This is a genomic window from Rothia sp. HMSC078H08 (genome assembly GCF_001808955.1).
Taxonomy (GTDB): Bacteria; Actinomycetota; Actinomycetes; order Actinomycetales; family Micrococcaceae; genus Rothia.
In genome coordinates, this window is the sequence record NZ_KV795236.1 from 1 (window position 1) to 15,788 (window position 15,788).

15 protein-coding genes are annotated in these 15,788 nt (G+C 58.1%); 3 read left to right on the top strand and 12 right to left on the bottom strand.

What is annotated here, in order from left to right; translation table 11 throughout:
- Nucleotides 1-461: 461 nt before the first annotated feature.
- From rlmB to HMPREF2528_RS01065, 9 genes are all read right to left on the bottom strand, one after another.
- Nucleotides 462-1,448 (bottom strand): 23S rRNA (guanosine(2251)-2'-O)-methyltransferase RlmB, encoded by a 987-nt coding sequence (gene rlmB / locus HMPREF2528_RS01025; protein WP_005507146.1) that lies wholly within the window; start codon nt 1,446-1,448, stop codon nt 462-464.
- A gap of 95 nt (nt 1,449-1,543) precedes the next feature.
- Nucleotides 1,544-2,962, bottom strand: coding sequence for a cysteine--tRNA ligase (cysS, locus tag HMPREF2528_RS01030; RefSeq protein ID WP_049358237.1), 1,419 nt, complete (start codon nt 2,960-2,962; stop codon nt 1,544-1,546).
- Between the two features lie 82 nt (nt 2,963-3,044).
- Nucleotides 3,045-3,527: a 2-C-methyl-D-erythritol 2,4-cyclodiphosphate synthase gene (ispF, locus tag HMPREF2528_RS01035; protein ID WP_005509302.1), complete on the bottom strand. Its 483-nt coding sequence runs from the start codon at nt 3,525-3,527 to the stop codon at nt 3,045-3,047.
- A gap of 73 nt (nt 3,528-3,600) precedes the next feature.
- On the bottom strand, nt 3,601-4,344 hold the full coding sequence (ispD, locus tag HMPREF2528_RS01040) for a 2-C-methyl-D-erythritol 4-phosphate cytidylyltransferase (RefSeq protein ID WP_049358236.1): 744 nt from the start codon (nt 4,342-4,344) through the stop codon (nt 3,601-3,603).
- Nucleotides 4,345-4,359: 15 nt separating this feature from the next.
- Nucleotides 4,360-5,043 (bottom strand): response regulator transcription factor, encoded by a 684-nt coding sequence (locus HMPREF2528_RS01045; protein ID WP_005507150.1) that lies wholly within the window; start codon nt 5,041-5,043, stop codon nt 4,360-4,362.
- A 41-nt stretch (nt 5,044-5,084) separates the two neighbouring features.
- Entirely contained in the window at nt 5,085-6,227 is a 1,143-nt protein-coding gene (locus HMPREF2528_RS01050) for a sensor histidine kinase (protein ID WP_012904157.1), read from the bottom strand.
- 167 nt (nt 6,228-6,394) lie between these two features.
- The gene (locus HMPREF2528_RS01055; RefSeq protein ID WP_049338203.1) at nt 6,395-7,132 is read right to left on the bottom strand and encodes a phosphoglyceromutase; all 738 of its coding nucleotides are present in this window, start codon (nt 7,130-7,132) and stop codon (nt 6,395-6,397) included.
- Between the two features lie 220 nt (nt 7,133-7,352).
- Complete coding sequence (locus HMPREF2528_RS01060; protein ID WP_005507153.1) at nt 7,353-7,670, bottom strand: DUF2516 family protein; 318 nt, start codon at nt 7,668-7,670, stop codon at nt 7,353-7,355.
- 48 nt (nt 7,671-7,718) lie between these two features.
- The gene (locus tag HMPREF2528_RS01065) at nt 7,719-8,921 is read right to left on the bottom strand and encodes a trans-sulfuration enzyme family protein (RefSeq protein WP_070505934.1); all 1,203 of its coding nucleotides are present in this window, start codon (nt 8,919-8,921) and stop codon (nt 7,719-7,721) included.
- Between the two features lie 160 nt (nt 8,922-9,081).
- Between HMPREF2528_RS01065 and tmk the strand changes: the two genes are divergently transcribed.
- Complete coding sequence (gene tmk / locus HMPREF2528_RS01070) at nt 9,082-9,798, top strand: dTMP kinase (RefSeq protein WP_083294444.1); 717 nt, start codon at nt 9,082-9,084, stop codon at nt 9,796-9,798.
- Nucleotides 9,795-10,937 (top strand): DNA polymerase III subunit delta', encoded by a 1,143-nt coding sequence (locus HMPREF2528_RS01075; RefSeq protein WP_070505932.1) that lies wholly within the window; start codon nt 9,795-9,797, stop codon nt 10,935-10,937. The genes tmk and HMPREF2528_RS01075 overlap by 4 nt, the downstream gene beginning before the upstream one ends.
- Before the next feature lie 114 nt (nt 10,938-11,051).
- Here HMPREF2528_RS01075 and HMPREF2528_RS01080 read toward each other — a convergent pair whose 3' ends face one another.
- The 3 genes from HMPREF2528_RS01080 to manA form a co-directional block, all read right to left on the bottom strand.
- A complete protein-coding gene (locus HMPREF2528_RS01080; RefSeq protein WP_070505930.1) occupies nt 11,052-12,407 on the bottom strand; it encodes a PFL family protein in 1,356 nt (451 codons plus the stop codon).
- Nucleotides 12,408-12,417: 10 nt separating this feature from the next.
- Complete coding sequence (locus HMPREF2528_RS01085; protein ID WP_070505928.1) at nt 12,418-12,687, bottom strand: ACT domain-containing protein; 270 nt, start codon at nt 12,685-12,687, stop codon at nt 12,418-12,420.
- 299 nt (nt 12,688-12,986) lie between these two features.
- Entirely contained in the window at nt 12,987-14,174 is a 1,188-nt protein-coding gene (gene manA / locus HMPREF2528_RS01090) for a mannose-6-phosphate isomerase, class I (protein WP_070505925.1), read from the bottom strand.
- A gap of 137 nt (nt 14,175-14,311) precedes the next feature.
- Here manA and HMPREF2528_RS01095 point away from each other — a divergent pair, with 137 nt between their 5' ends.
- Complete coding sequence (locus tag HMPREF2528_RS01095) at nt 14,312-15,718, top strand: phosphomannomutase/phosphoglucomutase (protein WP_070505923.1); 1,407 nt, start codon at nt 14,312-14,314, stop codon at nt 15,716-15,718.
- Nucleotides 15,719-15,788 lie beyond the last annotated feature (70 nt).

A 15,788-nucleotide genomic window follows, 5' to 3' on the forward strand; every position in this document is an offset into this window, starting at 1 on the left:
AACACCCCTGCAACCCGAAAATGGGTGAAGTAGAGCACAAATACGGGGGTTTAGGTTCATCCTGACCTAAACAGAACAGCAAAACCCCTAGTCAACGCAGGATAAGCCTCCCGAAAGTTCTTCAAAAAAAGTTTAAAAACCTTCAAAAGACCTCGAAAACCTGCAGAAGCTCCCTATAGAGCCCATATAGAAGGGCAGAAGAGCCCCTCAGCATCAAGAAGATAGGAAGAGAAGACGGGAAGAAAAGATGGGAAGAGGGGCTCCGCCCCTCCCCCATCTCTGTATTTCATACCGCCGTATTTCTGTACCGCTGCACTCCCCCGTTCTGCACCTCCCTATATATGAGCACCTACATATGGGGAGAGCGCAGAAGAGCACAGAAAAGGAGGGCACCCCTCACGGGGGCGCCCTCCTTATTCAAACTACAGAGCTACAGGCTGTAGCTCGCTAGCTTCAAAACTTTAGTTCGCGGAAGCGCGACGACGAGAAACATCGTACAGAGTAATACCCACAGCCATCGCCGCGTTCAAAGACTCCATCGCAGAATCAATCGGAATCGACACAATCTGATCGCAGTTCTCAGTCACCAGGCGGGACAGACCCTTACCCTCAGAACCAACCACCACGCACAGCGGCTCATTCGCAAGCTCCAGAGCCGGCAACTCAATATCGCCGCCGCCATCCAGACCAATCACGAAAATACCCTGCTCCTTAGCCTGCTGAATCACGCGAGTCAGATTAGTCGCCATCGCAACAGGAATACGAGCAGCCGCACCAGCACTAGTCTTCCACGCACCAGCAGTCACAGCAGCCGAACGACGCTCAGGAATAATCACGCCATCACCGCTAAACGCGGACACGCTACGAATAATCGCACCCAAGTTACGCGGATCAGTAATACCGTCCAAAGCAACAAACAGCGGCGGAGTCGACAGCTTACCCGAGTGCCAACGCTCCATAGTATCCAGCACCAGGTCAGTAGCGTCCGGGTATTTGTACGGAGGAATCTGCATCGCAACACCCTGATGCACAGAACCATCAGTCAAACGATCCAGCTCGCTACGCGGAATCTCCAGCATCGGAATATTGCGCTTATTCGCAATAGTCATGATCTCGCGAACGCGGTCATCAACCTCAACACGGCTCATAATGTACAAGTGCTTCGAGGGAATCTCAGTACGCAGAGCCTCAAGCACCGCATTACGACCAGTCACCAGCTCATCGCTAGCACGCTTACCGCCCAGACGAGTCTGGAACTTACGGTTCGTACCGGTAGCAGCACGACGCTCCGCCGCGCGCTTCATCTTATACGCCTTGTGATAAACGCGGTCCTCAGCCTTCGGAGTAGGGCCCTTACCCTCAAGCGCCTTACGACCGTGACCACCAGTGCCCTTAGTAGCACCCTTCTTCTTGCTGGTAGCGCCCGGGCGCGAACCTGCCTTAGCCATTCTTCTCTTCCTTCGTCAAAGTAATGAATACGAGTCTACGCGAGAGAAACCCGCGCGACCTAAGCCTTACGCACAAACGCGGGGCACATCACCCTCTAGCCAACGCTCCAGCTCGAACCATTCGCGCCGTCCTTCACCTGCACACCAGCAGACGCCAACAGATCACGCATCGCATCAGCCTTCGCCCAATCCTTCTGAGCACGAGCATCAGCACGCTCCGCCAACACAGCCTGAATCAGCGCATCCAGAGCCTCATGCTCAGCACCCGAAGTACCCTCAGCATTAAAACTCATCAGCTGCGCCAGGCCCAGAACCTCAGCCATAGCCATCACAGCGTTAGCCGCCTCCGAAGCATCCTCACCAGCAGCAAGCGCAGCATTACCCGCACGAGTCTGCTCATGCAGAACCGCCAAAGCACGTGGAATATTCACGTCATCATCCATAGCCTCAGCAAAAGCCTCCGGAACCTCACGACCCGGCTTCAGCACATCCTGAGTTGCAGCAAGGAACGCCTCAACACGCTCAATAGCGGTTGCCGCCTCCTGCAGAGACGACGGACGGTAATCAAGAATCGAACGGTAATGCGCACTACCCAGGTAATAGCGAACCACCAGCGGACGAGCCATCTGCAGCATCTGCGCCGGCGAAATCGTATTACCGATAGACTTCGACATCTTCTCACCCTCATAGGTGACCATGCCGTTATGCATCCAGAAGTTCGCGAAATCATCACCAGCAGCAGTCGACTGCGCCAGCTCATTCTCATGGTGCGGGAAACGCAAATCCAAACCGCCACCGTGAATATCGAAACGCGAACCCAAATACTTACCAGCCATCGCCGAGCACTCCAGATGCCAGCCCGGACGGCCGCGACCCCACGGAGACTCCCACGAAGCAGTCAGCGGCTCACCCTCCTTATAACCCTTCCACAGGGCAAAATCGCGGGGGTCACGCTTACCGCGCGGATCAGCATCCGCAGAATCCTGCATATCCTCAACGCTCTGATTCGTCAGCGCACCATACTTATCCCACGAACGCACATCAAAATACACATCACCAGAATCATCCAGCGCAGGATACGCGTGGCCACGATCAATCAGACGCTGAATCAGAGCAAACATCTCCGGAATATGACCGGTCGCACGCGGCTCATAGGTCGGCGGATCAATACCCAGCGCCGCATACGCCTGAGCAAAAACCTTCTCAAAACGGTACGCGAGCGCCCACCACTGCTCATTCGGGAATTCACCCTCAAAACCGGGCTCCATAGATTCAGCAGACTTCGCCAAAATCTTGTCGTCAATATCAGTAACATTGCGGACCGTCGTCACCTTCAAACCGCGGTAACGCATCCAACGGCTCAACTGGTCAAAAACCAACGCCGAACGGATGTGGCCCAGATGCGGTTCACCCTGCACCGTAGCACCACAATAATAGATACGCGCCTCACCGGGCACGACGGGCTCAAACTCACGAATAGTCGCGGAAGCTGAATCATAAAAACGCATAGTCACACTCTCATTCTACGGGGTCGGTTCAAACGCCGGGGCGGTAAATCAGCGATAGGTTACAGAATGGCTCGAAGCAACCAAACACCTACGAACGCGGATACACCAGCGCCGTCGCAATAGCAGCCACACCCTCACCGCGGCCCGTCAAACCCAAACCATCAGTAGTCGTCGCAATCACCGTCACCGGAGCACCCGCCGCCTCGCTCAGCACACGGTTCGCCTCATCACGGCGCGGAGAGAACTTCGGGCGGTTACCCACCAGCTGAACGCTCACATTACCAATCTCAAAACCAGCAGCACGCACAATCGCCGCAGCCTCAGAAAGAATACGAACACCAGAAGCGCCCTTCATATCCGGGCGGTCCACACCGAAATTAGAGCCCAAATCCCCCGTGCCGGAGGCGGCAAAAAGAGCGTCCGCAGCAGCATGAGCCACCACATCACCATCAGAATGGCCACTCAAACCACGCTCACCCGGCCAATGCAGACCAGCAATATACAGAGGAGTGCCCTCTTCGCCAAAAGCGTGGACATCAACACCGGTACCAACACGAGGAATAACAGTCATCACAGGACCCTTCAATCGATCAAACATCTTCTCAGCAGCAGTGCCTCCGCAAAAGAGGCGTTAGGCGGCAAGCTTAGGCAGCAGAATCACCAAACAGCGCGCGAGCAACCCGCAAATCCATCGGAGTCGTCACCTTAAACGCATCCGCATCACCGGCAACCGTCAACACCGGCTCACCCGCCGCCTCCATCGCCATCGCATCATCAGTCAACAGCTCAGCCTCCTCAGCAGGCAGGGAACGGCTACGCTCATGTGCCGCCAACAGGGCAGCCACCTCAAAACCCTGAGGAGTCTGCACCGCACGCATCTGCGCACGCGAAGGAGTACCCGTCACCAAACCAGCAGAATCCACAGTCTTCACCGTATCCACCACCGGCAACACAGGAATCACCGCACGCACAACACCCTGCGGGCTCGCAGAACCCAAACCCTCAAGCACGCGGTGATACACCTGCGGCGGAGTAAAAGCACGAGCGCAATCATGAATCAGCACATAATCCACCGGAACCTGCGCATCCTTCAAAGCATCCAACGCCGCAACCACCGAAGCAGTACGCGTATCACCACCGGCAGTAATCAACGCACCGGCACGGCGGGCATCCTCCAAAAGCTCCGGGCAACTCGCCGAACAATCAGCAGGAACAGTCACCACCACATGCTCAGCAACACCCGAAGCGAGCGCACCCTCCAACGCATAATCCAGCAGGGTACGACCATGCACACGCACAGCGGCCTTCGGGATCGGCTCACCCAGGCGAGTACCCGAACCAGCCGCCAAAACAATCACAGCAGTATTCGCCGCAGAAGCAGAACTCATCAGTCTCAAGCCCATCTACGCCTCGAACTTATAGCCCAAGCCGCGAACCGTCACCACATACTGCGGGGCAGAAGAATCCGGCTCAATCTTCGAACGCAGACGCTTAATATGCACGTCCAGGGTCTTCGTATCGCCCACATAGTCGGCGCCCCACACGCGCTCAATCAGCTGGCCACGAGTCATCACACGACCCACATTGCGCAGCAGAATCTCCAGGAGCTCAAACTCCTTCAGCGGCATAGAAATCTCTTCACCATTAACCGTCACCACATGGCGGTCAATGTCCATGCGCACCGGGCCGCCCTGCAGCACCGACTCAGTAGCAGAATCAGTTTCCGCCGAACGACGACGCAACACCGCGCGGATACGAGCAATCAGCTCACGCGCTGAATACGGCTTCGTCACATAGTCATCAGCGCCCAGCTCCAGACCGAGCACCTTATCCAGCTCAGAATCCTTAGCGGTCAGCATGATAATCGGGACCGAAGACACCTCACGCAGCTTACGGCACACCTCCATACCGGACATGCCCGGAAGCATCACATCCAGCAGCACCAAATCCGCGCCCTCGCGGTCGAACACCGGCAGAGCATCCAGACCGTTGTCCACAACAATCGTCTGGAAACCCTCACGACCCAGCAAAAACGCAAGGGGATCCGAGAGGGCCTCTTCGTCCTCAACAATCAGAATTTTAGACATCAATAACTTCCTTCGATTCCATAAAACCTATACCGCTAACACTACACTGCGGCCGGAGGCTCGTTCAGCGGCAACGCCAACGTAAACGTCGAGCCTTCCTGCGGCATCGACCGAACCGTCACGCTACCACCGTGCTGAGTCATCACATGCTTCACAATGCTCAAGCCCAAACCAGTGCCGCCCGTCTGACGCGAACGAGCCGGATCAACCCGGTAAAAACGCTCAAAAATACGCTTCTGCTCGTCCTCCGGAATACCCACGCCCTGATCAGCAACCTCAACCAGCAGCTGATCAGCCACACGGTGCACCCAAATATCCACCTTCGTATGCTCCGGCGAATAACGCACCGCGTTCTCCACCAGGTTCTGCACAGCAATACCGAGCAGCTCGGCGTCACCGTACACCTCGGGGACCTCCTCGATGCGGGTAGAAATCTGAATGTCCTTCTCCTCCGCCACAATATGCGAACGATCCACCGCATCAGCCACCAAAGAAGGCACCGACACCGGACCACCACGCGCAATCACATCGGTCGACTGCAGACGCGAAAGCTCAATAATGTCACGCACCAGCGCAGACAGGCGGCGCGTCTCCTTATGAAGACGCCCCACAAAATACTCAATCGCCTCCGGGTCATCACTCGCCTGCTCAATAGCCTCAGCCAATAGACTCACCGCACCCACCGGAGTCTTCAACTCATGCGACACATTCGCCACAAAATCATTACGCATACGCTGCACACGAGAAATTTCAGTACGGTCATCCGCAAGCACCAGAATGTACTCGTCGCCCAAAGAAGCCACGCGAACGTCCAGCACCAGCGCCTCACCCTCACCGCGGTCAATTTCAAAAGTACGCTCCGCAAAAATACCGCGATGACGCACCGTGCGAATCATATCCGCCAGCTCATCAGACGCCACCGTATGGCCACGCACCAGACCCATCGCATAAGCACCCGGAGAAGCCTGAACCACGCCGCCCACCTCATCAATCACCAGGTAAGCGCGGCCAATCACAGCAAGCACCTGGGCAGCACCATCACGCAACGCCGGCGCCGACACCAAGCTACGCTCCTGCTCCCGCTCACTACGCGCCACCGCGTTCATGCTCAGGACGCCCACCAGCAGACCTATCATGCCCGCGATAAAGGCGATCAGACCGGCATCCATGTACTTCCCTTCCATTCGGGTACCCCATAAGTATAAATGTGGCCGATACCCAGCACTTGGGCGAACGCCCCTCTTCTCAGACAGGCTCCCCGTGCAGAAACCCTGCAGAGAACGCAATGAGCCGCCCACCTCAACGGTGGACGGCTCATCACAATGACAGGGGTGAAACCCTGCCGGAGGTATTACTTGCCCTGGTTTGCTACGGCAGCAATAGCGTCCTTAGCAGCCTCGGGGTCCAGGTACTCGCCAGCCTTGACGGGCTTGAAGTTCTCATCCAGCTCGTAGTACAGCGGAATACCGGTGGGGATGTTCAGGCCAGCAATGTCCTCATCGGAAATACCCTCGAGGTGCTTGACCAGCGAACGCAGGGAGTTACCGTGTGCAGCCACCAGAACGGTCTTGCCTGCTGCGAGGTCGGGCTTGATGTCCGACTCCCAGTAGGGAAGCATACGGCCCAGAACGTCCTTCAGGCACTCGGTGCGAGGAGCGTTCTCAACATCCGCGTAGCGGGGGTCGTGTGCCTGCGAGTAGGGGTCGTTGTCATCCAGCGGGGGCGGCGGAACGTCGTAGGAACGACGCCAAGTCATGAACTTCTCGTCGCCGTATTCCTCGCGGATTTCGGACTTGTTCTTACCCTGCAGAGCACCGTAGTGACGCTCGTTCAGGCGCCAGGTGCGCTTGACGGGAATCCACAGACGGTCTGCTGCATCCAGTGCAAGGTTTGCGGTGTTGATTGCGCGACGCTGCAGGGAGGTGTGAACAACATCGGGGAGGATGTTGCGCTCTGCCAGCAACTCGCCGCCGCGCTTAGCCTCAGCGCGGCCCTTATCGGTCAGGTTAACGTCCACCCAGCCGGTGAACAGGTTCTTCTCGTTCCACTCGGACTGGCCGTGGCGCAGGAGTACTAGTTTGTAAGTCATACCTCTATTTTTTCATTTACCCGCCGGTTTGTCATGCCTTAGAGCCTAGAAAATATTCATTCTCCCAAAAATTTATAAGGGTCTTTTCTACCAGAACGAAAGGCTCAAAAACCCCGCCAAAAAAGGGAAAAGCCTCGCACACCATCCGACCGGGACAAACCCGTCAGACAGCGCACGAGGCTTCACCATCTATCGCACAAAGCGAGCGCAAAAGCTAACGCTAGAAACGGCGGCGGCCCACCGAAGGCCACACACCAGCCAGGAACACGCAGCTAATCACAGCAGCAACCAGCTGAAGAATCAGCACAGTATTACCGCCGCCAGTCACCGCAGCAAAAACACTAAACAGCGACACCGCAGCAGAACCACCGGTCAAAGCCAGCCACGTGTTCTTCGGGCGCTTACCGGCAAAATCGTACGCGTTCGCCGGAGACATCCACGCACGCACAAAAGCCAGCACACCAACCGCAGCACCAGCGATAGCCAGCAGCGTATCAACAAAAGTGGTCACATACCAGACCAGCAGAATAGGAGACATAGTATTCCTTAGAATCAGCAGCTTCTCTAGACAACCCTAGCAAAGCGCTTAGCGGACGACCTTAAAGGCCTCAACCAAGTCATTGTAAAGGTCATCCACGTTCTCAATACCCACCGACAGGCGCAGCAAAGACTCCGGAATTGAATCCGGCTCGTTACCGTGGCGACGACGACGCTCCACGAGAGACTCCACGCCGCCCAGAGAGGTTGCCGGGGTCCACAGCTTCAACGCCTCCACGACGTTACGGGCACCCGTAGCGTCCGTATCCAGGGTGACGCACAAAATCGCACCGAAACCGTCCATCTGCTTCTTCGCAACCTCATGACCGCGGTCGCTCTCCAGACCCGGGTAACGCACCTCAGTCACGAAGGGGTGCTCGCTCAGACGCTCCGCCAGCACCTGTGCGTTCTGCACAGCACGCTCCACACGCAGTGCCAGAGTGCGCAGACCGCGCAAACCAAGCCACGCCTCCACCGGACCGGGGATTGCGCCGTTGGTGATGCGGTGGTGACGCATCGCCTTGTACAGATCCTCGTTCGAGGTCAGAGCCATACCCAGCAGCACATCGGAGTGGCCCGCCAGGAACTTCGTAGCGGAGTGAACCACCACGTCAGCACCCAAATCCAGGGGACGCTGCAGAATCGGGGTTGCGAAGGTATTATCCACCGCGGTCACAATGCCCAGGCGGCGAGCAGCAGAAAGCAGGGCAGGCAGGTCAGCGACCTCAAGCATCGGGTTCGTGGGGCTTTCCAGCCACGCCAGGACCTTCGGTGCCGAGTAGTTCACGTTCTCCGGGGTCACGCCGGTGCGGGATGCGGCATCCTCCATAGCGGCGATAACGCTCTCGGTGTCTTCAATGTCCACGCGAACAAGCTCAATGATGCCGCGGCGCTCCAAATCCTTGCACAGGGTCACCGACGCCATGTATGCGTGCTTCGGAATCAGAACAATGGAACCAACCGGCACCAGGTCGATGACAGCAGCGACAGCAGCCATACCAGAGGGGAACAGCAGACCCGGCTGGGTAGCGTTCTCCAGCTTCGCCACAACCTCTTCCATACCCTCCCAGGTGGGGTTCGAGAAGCGGGCGTACACGCGGTCCTGCTCAATATTGACGGCGTCCACACCGCGGTAGGTGGAAGAAAGAACAATCGGGGGGTTCACCGGCGCGTCATGCTCGTGTGCCGGGCGGCCGCCGGAGACGACGAAGGTCTCAGCGGAGTAATTCATGTCGTGGTTATCTGCAGTCATGCTTTTAAGCCTGGCACACCCACGCCCAGAACGCACGCCCACGCCGGTAACAGAGGACAGGATTTACATGTTTTTTACCTACAGGCACACTCAGCGTTGTTCAGAACCGTCACCAAAGCCACACCGAGGATTTGGGCAGACCCGGTACCCTTAAGAAGTGATGGATACTCTCAGCTACACCCCCGATGCGCAGAATCTTCCCGCCGACCCGACCGGTCGCCGCGGGCTTTTTATCGTGGTCGAAGGAGGCGACGGCGCCGGCAAAACCACCCAGCTCGCTCTGCTGGATGAAGCACTACGCGACCGCGGATACCGTGTCATCACCACCCGCGAACCCGGCGGCACCGAGATTGGCGAAAAGCTGCGTGCCCTCGTCCTTGAAGCGGGTCAGGGTACCATTGACGACCGCACCGAGGCGCTGATTTTCGCGGCATCCCGCGCGGCTCACGCCTCCCAGTTGATTCGTCCGGCGCTCGCTGAGGGCGCCATCGTGCTGAGCGACCGCTATATTGATTCTTCTGCCGCGTACCAGGGCGTAGGCCGTGACCTGGGTGTTGAAACCATCGTCGATTTGAGCCGCTGGGCTACCGCCAATCTGGTGCCCGACGCGACCCTACTGCTGAGTGTGCCGTTGAGCGCCGAGCAGGAGCGCATGGATCAGCGCGGCACCGTCGACCGTATTGAGGCTGAAGGCGCCGCGTTCAAGGCCCGCATTCACGGTGCGTTCGAGCAAATCGCCCGCGAGGACGCTAACGGCTCGCACCGCATCATTGATGGTGTGGGCACGATTGAGCAGGTGCACGCGCGCGTGCTCGAGGTGATTGAGCCTCTGCTTGCCGCCCGCAAGCTGGTCCGCACCGGCAAGGAGGACTCATGAGCCTCTGGGATACCCTGCTAATTCCCGCCGATAAGCTCCAGCAGCTACGCACGGACGCTGCCGCCGACCGCCCCACGCACGCTTGGCTTTTCACGGGCGCGACCGGTGCGCCGCACCGTGAGGCGGCAAAAATTTTCGCTGCCGCACTGCTGTGCGAGCAGCCCGACCCGCAGGACCGCGGATGCGGCCAGTGCAAGGGCTGCGTGACCGTCATGAACGGTTCGCACGCAGATTTTACGCACTTTAGTACCGAGGCGACGCACATCAGTATTGATGAGGCACGCGAGCTGGTCATGAAGGCTCAGGACCGCCCGACCGTGGGTCGCTGGCGCGTGATTCTGGTGGAGGACACCGAGCGTATGCCGGAGCGTACCTCCAATGTGCTGCTGAAGGCGATTGAGGAGCCGCCGCCGCATACGATTTGGTTGTTGACGGCGCCCTCCCCCACCGATGTGCTGGTGACGATTCGTTCGCGGTGCCGTCCGGTGCAGTTGCCGGTTCCCACCGATGCGCAGGTGCACGAGTACCTACTGGCGCACGGTGTGGTGGATCCTTTGGCGCAGCGCGCGGCGCGTCTGGCTCTGGGGGATGCACAGGAGGGGTACCGTCTGGCGACCGATGAGCAGGCGATGGCTCGTCGGGAGTTGATTACCTCCCTGATTCTGAATGTTCGTTCTATTTCTTCGGCTTTCAATGCAGCTGAGAAGCTCACCGACCTTGCCGACCAGGACGCACAGGCTGTCTCCGCTCTCAAAGATGAGCAGGAGCGCCAGGAACTTCTGGCTCTGCTGGGTATTCGCGAGGGTGAGCGTGTTTCTCCGTCCTTGCGAGCGCAGGTTCGCCGCCTGGAGGAGCAGCAGAAGCGCCGCGCTAAGCGCGTTTCCTCCGATACGCTGTTGCGTTCCGTGGCGCAGGTTCAGACGGTTCTGCGTGATGCGTTGACGGTGGCACTGTCGGCTCAGGCTCCGCTGGTCAATGAGCATTTGCGTGAGCTCCTGGAGGCGTTCTGCACCCGCCGTTCCGCCCAGCAGCTGCTGGAGGATGTGCAGGCGGTCGAGCTGACTCTGCGTCGTCTGCGGACGAACGCGAATGCGCGTTTGGCGCTTGAGGCATTGATGAGCCGCTTCGTGTATCAGTAGCTTCTTGGTAGCTCATACAGCGAAAAAGGGGAGGCGCCGAAGAGATGATCTTCGGTGCCTCCCCTTTTTTCTGTTGGTTCTCAGCGCGCCTAGGGCTTAGTTGCGGAATCAAACTTAGTTGCGGAAACCGTGAACCGGCGACGGAATACGACCACAGCGGGCGATGAACGCCTCCGCGCTGGGGGTGTGGGTGGGCATGACGGGTGCGCGACCGAGCAGGCCGCCGAACTCAACCATGTCGCCTACGCCCAGACCAACCGCCGGGATGACGCGGACCGCGGTGGTCTTGTGGTTCATCACGCCGATTGCTGCTTCGTCGGCAATCATTGCTGCGAGGGTGGCGGCGGGGGTATCGCCGGGAACCGCGACCATGTCCAGGCCCACCGAGCAGATGGCGGTCATCGCTTCAAGCTTATCGAGGCTGATGTGTCCGGCGGCTGCGGATTCAATCATGCCGATGTCCTCAGAGATCGGGATGAAGGACCCGGAGAGGCCACCGACGTTCGAGCACGCCATGAGGCCGCCCTTCTTCACCGCGTCGTTGAGCAACGCGAGGGCCGCAACAGTGCCGTGGGTACCGACGGTTTCCAGACCCATCTCTTCGAGGATGTGTGCGACCGAGTCGCCAATCTCTGCGGTGGGTGCCAGAGAGAGGTCGATAATGTTGAACTGCACGCCAAGGCGTTCAGCGGCGAGGGTACCGACCAGCTGACCGACGCGGGTAATCTTGAAGGCTGCCTTCTTGATTTCTTCGGCGCAGGTGTCAAAGGATTCGCCGCGGACCTTCAGCAGGGCGCGGTGTACCACGCCGGGGCCAGAGACACCTACGGAGATGGTGGTGTCTGCCTCCTGTACGCCGTGGAATGCGCCCGCCATGAAGGGGTTGTCGCTGACGGCGTTCGCGAAGACGACGAGCTTGGCGCAGCCGAAGCCGTGTGCGTCCGCGGTCAGGTCTGCGGTGGCGCGGATGGTTTCACCCATGAGCTTGACGGCGCTCATGTTAATGCCGGCGCGGGAGGATCCGATGTCTACGGAGGAGCAGACCACGTCGGTCTCTGCGAGCGCTCGAGGGATGGAACGAATCAGCTTTTCGTCAGCGGGGGTCATGCCCTTATCGACGAGGGCACTGAAGCCGCCGACGAAGTTCACGCCGACTGCCTTAGCTGCCGCGTCGAGGGTGCGAGCGAACTCTACATAGTCCTCATCGTTGGAGGCGCCTGCCACCAGCGCGATAGGGGTGACGGCGATGCGCTTGTTGACGATTGGGATGCCGAGCTCAGCTTCGATACCTTCGCAGACGCTGACGAGGTTTGCGGCGCGGCTGGTGATCTTGTCGTAGATTTTGCGGCGGGCTACTTCACCGTCGGAGTCGGCGCAGTCGAGCAGGGAGATGCCCATGGTGACGGTGCGAATGTCGAGCTTCTGCTCCTCGATCATTCGAATGGTTTCTAGAATGTTGGTGTTGCGCATAAGTGGAGCCTTAGATGGAGTGCATTGCCTTGAAGATGGATTCTGCCTGAATGCGAATCTGGACCTTCTGTTCGTGCTCAACACCAATCATGGCTTCCTGCAGGTCGATGAGGTTCTGCTGCTCTTCGTCGAAGGAGCAGTGCATGATCATGGTGAAGTATTCGCCCATGATGGTCTGGGAGACGTCAAGGACGTTGACCTTGCGCTCGGCGAGGGTTGCGGTCACGGCGGCGATGATGCCTTCGTGGTCGATGCCTGTGACAGTGAGGATAATCTTCACGGTGTTCTCCTAGTGGTTTGGGGCTGCGTACCCAATGAAGAGGTGCATAAAGGCACAGGTATACGCATATTTATAAGAGTAATTATAGGTTACCCAGAACACACTGTGTAAGGTAGACACAAAAATATCCCCTGCATCCCATATTCGGGGCATAAAAAATCCACGCCTTCCCGGTCTGAATAAATACAGGGAAGAACGTGGATTCTTTATTATGTGCCAGTCTTGATGTATCTTTCGACACTCCTTATATCTGGCTAGATTATAACTGTCTAGAAGTTTTAGTTATCGAGGATTATTTCCTAAACATAAGAAGCAATGTACAGCTCGCCATTACCGCTCAAGGTTGCCTCGGAGGGCTCACCCACGTGCAGTACCGACTCGGTGGCGCCCAGCACGAACTCTTCGGTGCCGTTGCCGTCTGCCGCGTGAATGGTGATTTCACCGGATACGCTCAGTGCGGCACTAATACCCTCAAAGGTGTATTCCTGCGGCTTGCCCTCTTCAACGCGGATGCGGGTTACGCTCATGCGCTCATCCCACATGGCATAGGTGCCCACGGGTGCGTTATCGGGGGTGGGTCGCTGAATCACGGGGGCGTCCTGGCTTTCGCCGAGAACCTTGATGAGCTCTTCGGTGTCGATGTGCTTTGCGGTCAGACCCGCGCGCATCACGTTATCGGAGGGGTTCATCAGCTCAATGGCGGTACCGGAGACGTAGGCGTGCACCTGGCCGTCGGGGGTGAATGCGGATTCGCCGGGTGCCAGGTGCACCAGGTTCATGACGAATGCGACGAGCAGGCCGCGGTCGCCGGGGTACTTGCCGGCAACAATCTGTACGAGCTCAGCGGCGTCAGCAATGAGCGCGTTTTCGGAGCCGGTCAGCTGTGCTGCCACCTCGATGAGCTGTTCAACAGCGGTTGCGGCAGCGTCTTCGGGCATGCGAATAATCTCGGTCAACAGCTGCTTGGGGGTAAGCTCCACGCGCTCTGCCAGCCAGTCAGCCTTGAATGCCCTCGCCAGTTCTGCCAGCTGTTCGGAGGTGCGCACACCGGTGAGCACGCGCATCTGGGTCAACGCGATGACGGTTTCGGGCTTGGAGTAGCGGTCCTTGTAGTTGCGGTGCGGCGCGTCAATCGCGATGCCGCGTGCCTGCTCGTCCTCGAAACCAGCGATAGCCTGCTCGGGGGTGGGGTGCACTTGAATGGACAGCGGCGCATCAATCGCAAGAATCTTAAAGAGGAAGGGGAACCAGTCAGAGATACGGTCCGGACGCAGGAAGCGGGAGGGGTTCTCCACAATCAGCTCGTTGAGCGGGGATTCAGTGCCGTCAACGGTGGCACGGGAAGGTGCAGCCGGATGCGCGCCAACCCACACCTCAGCCTCAGGCTGTTCGGTGGGGACAGGCACGCCACGCATGCGTCCGAGAATTTCGCGGGAGCCCCACGCATAATTCTGAATCTGGTTTTTTAGGGAAAAAATCTCACCCATGGGGGAAAATACCTCTCGACGTGAGTTGTTTGAAGCAAGTGACGTGATAAAAAACCCATACATTCAGCAGAATTTATAAGGTTTTACCTGCCCATTATAGAGGCTAATTACACTTCTTTACCGCTAAAATAAAAGGCGTGACTACTATTAATCTACATGACTCATTCAAAGCGTACGACGTGCGTGGCATCGTCGGCGAGACCATTACCGCAGAGACTGTTCGTGCCACTGGCGCGGCTTTCGTAGACATTCTGGGCCTGGAGGGCCAGACCATCCTGGTCGGTGGCGACATGCGCCCCTCCTCCCCCGAATTCATGGATGCATTCGCCCAGGGTGCAACCGCTCGCGGTGCAAATGTTGAGAAGATCGGCCTGATCTCCACTGACGTTCTGTACTTCGCATGTGGCGTTGAGAACGCTGCCGGTGTTACCTTCACCGCTAGCCACAACCCCGCAGAGTACAACGGCATGAAGATGGCTAAGGCTGGCGCTGTTCCGCTGTCTTCCGAGTCCGGTCTGTTCGATATTCGCGATCTGGCTCAGAAGTACCTGGATGCGGGCGAGATTCCTTCGGTGGAGAAGGTCGGCACCGTTTCTGAGAAGGACATCCTCAAGCCTTACGCAGAGTACCTGCGCAAGCTGGTTGATCTGTCTTCCATCCGCCCCCTGAAGGTTGTTGTTGACGCTGGTAACGGCATGGGTGGTATGACCACTCCCGCTGTTCTGGGCGACACCATCCTGCCGGGCCTGCCCCTGGAAATTGTTCCCCTGTACTTCGAGCTGGACGGTACCTTCCCGAACCACCCGGCTAACCCGCTGGAGCCGGCTAACCTGGTTGACCTGCAGAAGGCTGTTGTTGAGCACGGTGCCGACATTGGTCTGGCATTCGACGGCGACGCTGACCGCTGCTTCGTCATCGACGAGAAGGGCGAGCCCGTTACTCCTTCGGCTGTGACCGCTCTGGTTGCTGAGCGCGAGATTGCTCGTGCGAAGGCTGAGGGCAATGAAGAGCCCGTCATCATTTACAACCTGATTACTTCGAAGGCTGTTCCTGAGCTGGTTGAGAAGCTGGGCGGCCGCGCAGTGAAGACCCGCGTGGGCCACTCCTTCATCAAGGCTGTTATGGCTGAGGAGAACGGCGTTTTCGGTGGCGAGCACTCCGCTCACTACTACTTCAAGGACTTCTTCAACGCAGACACCGGCATGCTCGCTGCAATGCACGTGCTGGCTGCTCTGGGTGGCGGCGACAAGCCCCTCTCCGAGATCAGCGCGAAGTACTCCCCGTACGTTGCTTCCGGTGAGATTAACTCCGAGCTGGAAGACAAGGCTGCCGCTGTGGACCGCGTTCGTGCACACTACGCTAACGCTCCCGTGGTTGTTGAGGACTCTGACGGCACCACCTTCACCAACACTGAAGAGGGTTGGTGGGTCAACCTGCGTCCTTCGAACACTGAGCCTTTCCTGCGCCTGAACCTTGAGGCACCGGATGTTGCGACTATGGAGCGCGTCCGTGACGAGGTTTTGGCTCTGGTTCGCCAGGGCTAAGCACTAGCTAGCTACTAAAAAGTCCCGCCCCGCAGATGAACTGCGCCCCGAAACTTGGACGCATTAAATA

Excerpts from the sequence above, each read along its gene's own strand:
- rlmB (WP_005507146.1), bottom strand. The coding sequence starts at position 1,448 with ATGGCTAAGGCAGGTTCGCGCCCGGGCGCTACCAGCAAGAAGAAGGGT.
- ispF (WP_005509302.1), bottom strand. The coding sequence starts at position 3,527 with ATGACTGTTATTCCTCGTGTTGGTACCGGTGTTGATGTCCACGCTTTT.
- ispD (WP_049358236.1), bottom strand. The coding sequence starts at position 4,344 with ATGAGTTCTGCTTCTGCGGCGAATACTGCTGTGATTGTTTTGGCGGCT.
- HMPREF2528_RS01045 (WP_005507150.1), bottom strand. The coding sequence starts at position 5,043 with ATGTCTAAAATTCTGATTGTTGAGGACGAAGAGGCCCTCTCGGATCCC.
- HMPREF2528_RS01050 (WP_012904157.1), bottom strand. The coding sequence starts at position 6,227 with ATGGAAGGGAAGTACATGGATGCCGGTCTGATCGCCTTTATCGCGGGC.
- HMPREF2528_RS01055 (WP_049338203.1), bottom strand. The coding sequence starts at position 7,132 with ATGACTTACAAACTAGTACTCCTGCGCCACGGCCAGTCCGAGTGGAAC.
- HMPREF2528_RS01060 (WP_005507153.1), bottom strand. The coding sequence starts at position 7,670 with ATGTCTCCTATTCTGCTGGTCTGGTATGTGACCACTTTTGTTGATACG.
- HMPREF2528_RS01065 (WP_070505934.1), bottom strand. The coding sequence starts at position 8,921 with ATGACTGCAGATAACCACGACATGAATTACTCCGCTGAGACCTTCGTC.
- tmk (WP_083294444.1), top strand. The coding sequence starts at position 9,082 with ATGGATACTCTCAGCTACACCCCCGATGCGCAGAATCTTCCCGCCGAC.
- HMPREF2528_RS01075 (WP_070505932.1), top strand. The coding sequence starts at position 9,795 with ATGAGCCTCTGGGATACCCTGCTAATTCCCGCCGATAAGCTCCAGCAG.
- HMPREF2528_RS01080 (WP_070505930.1), bottom strand. The coding sequence starts at position 12,407 with ATGCGCAACACCAACATTCTAGAAACCATTCGAATGATCGAGGAGCAG.
- manA (WP_070505925.1), bottom strand. The coding sequence starts at position 14,174 with ATGGGTGAGATTTTTTCCCTAAAAAACCAGATTCAGAATTATGCGTGG.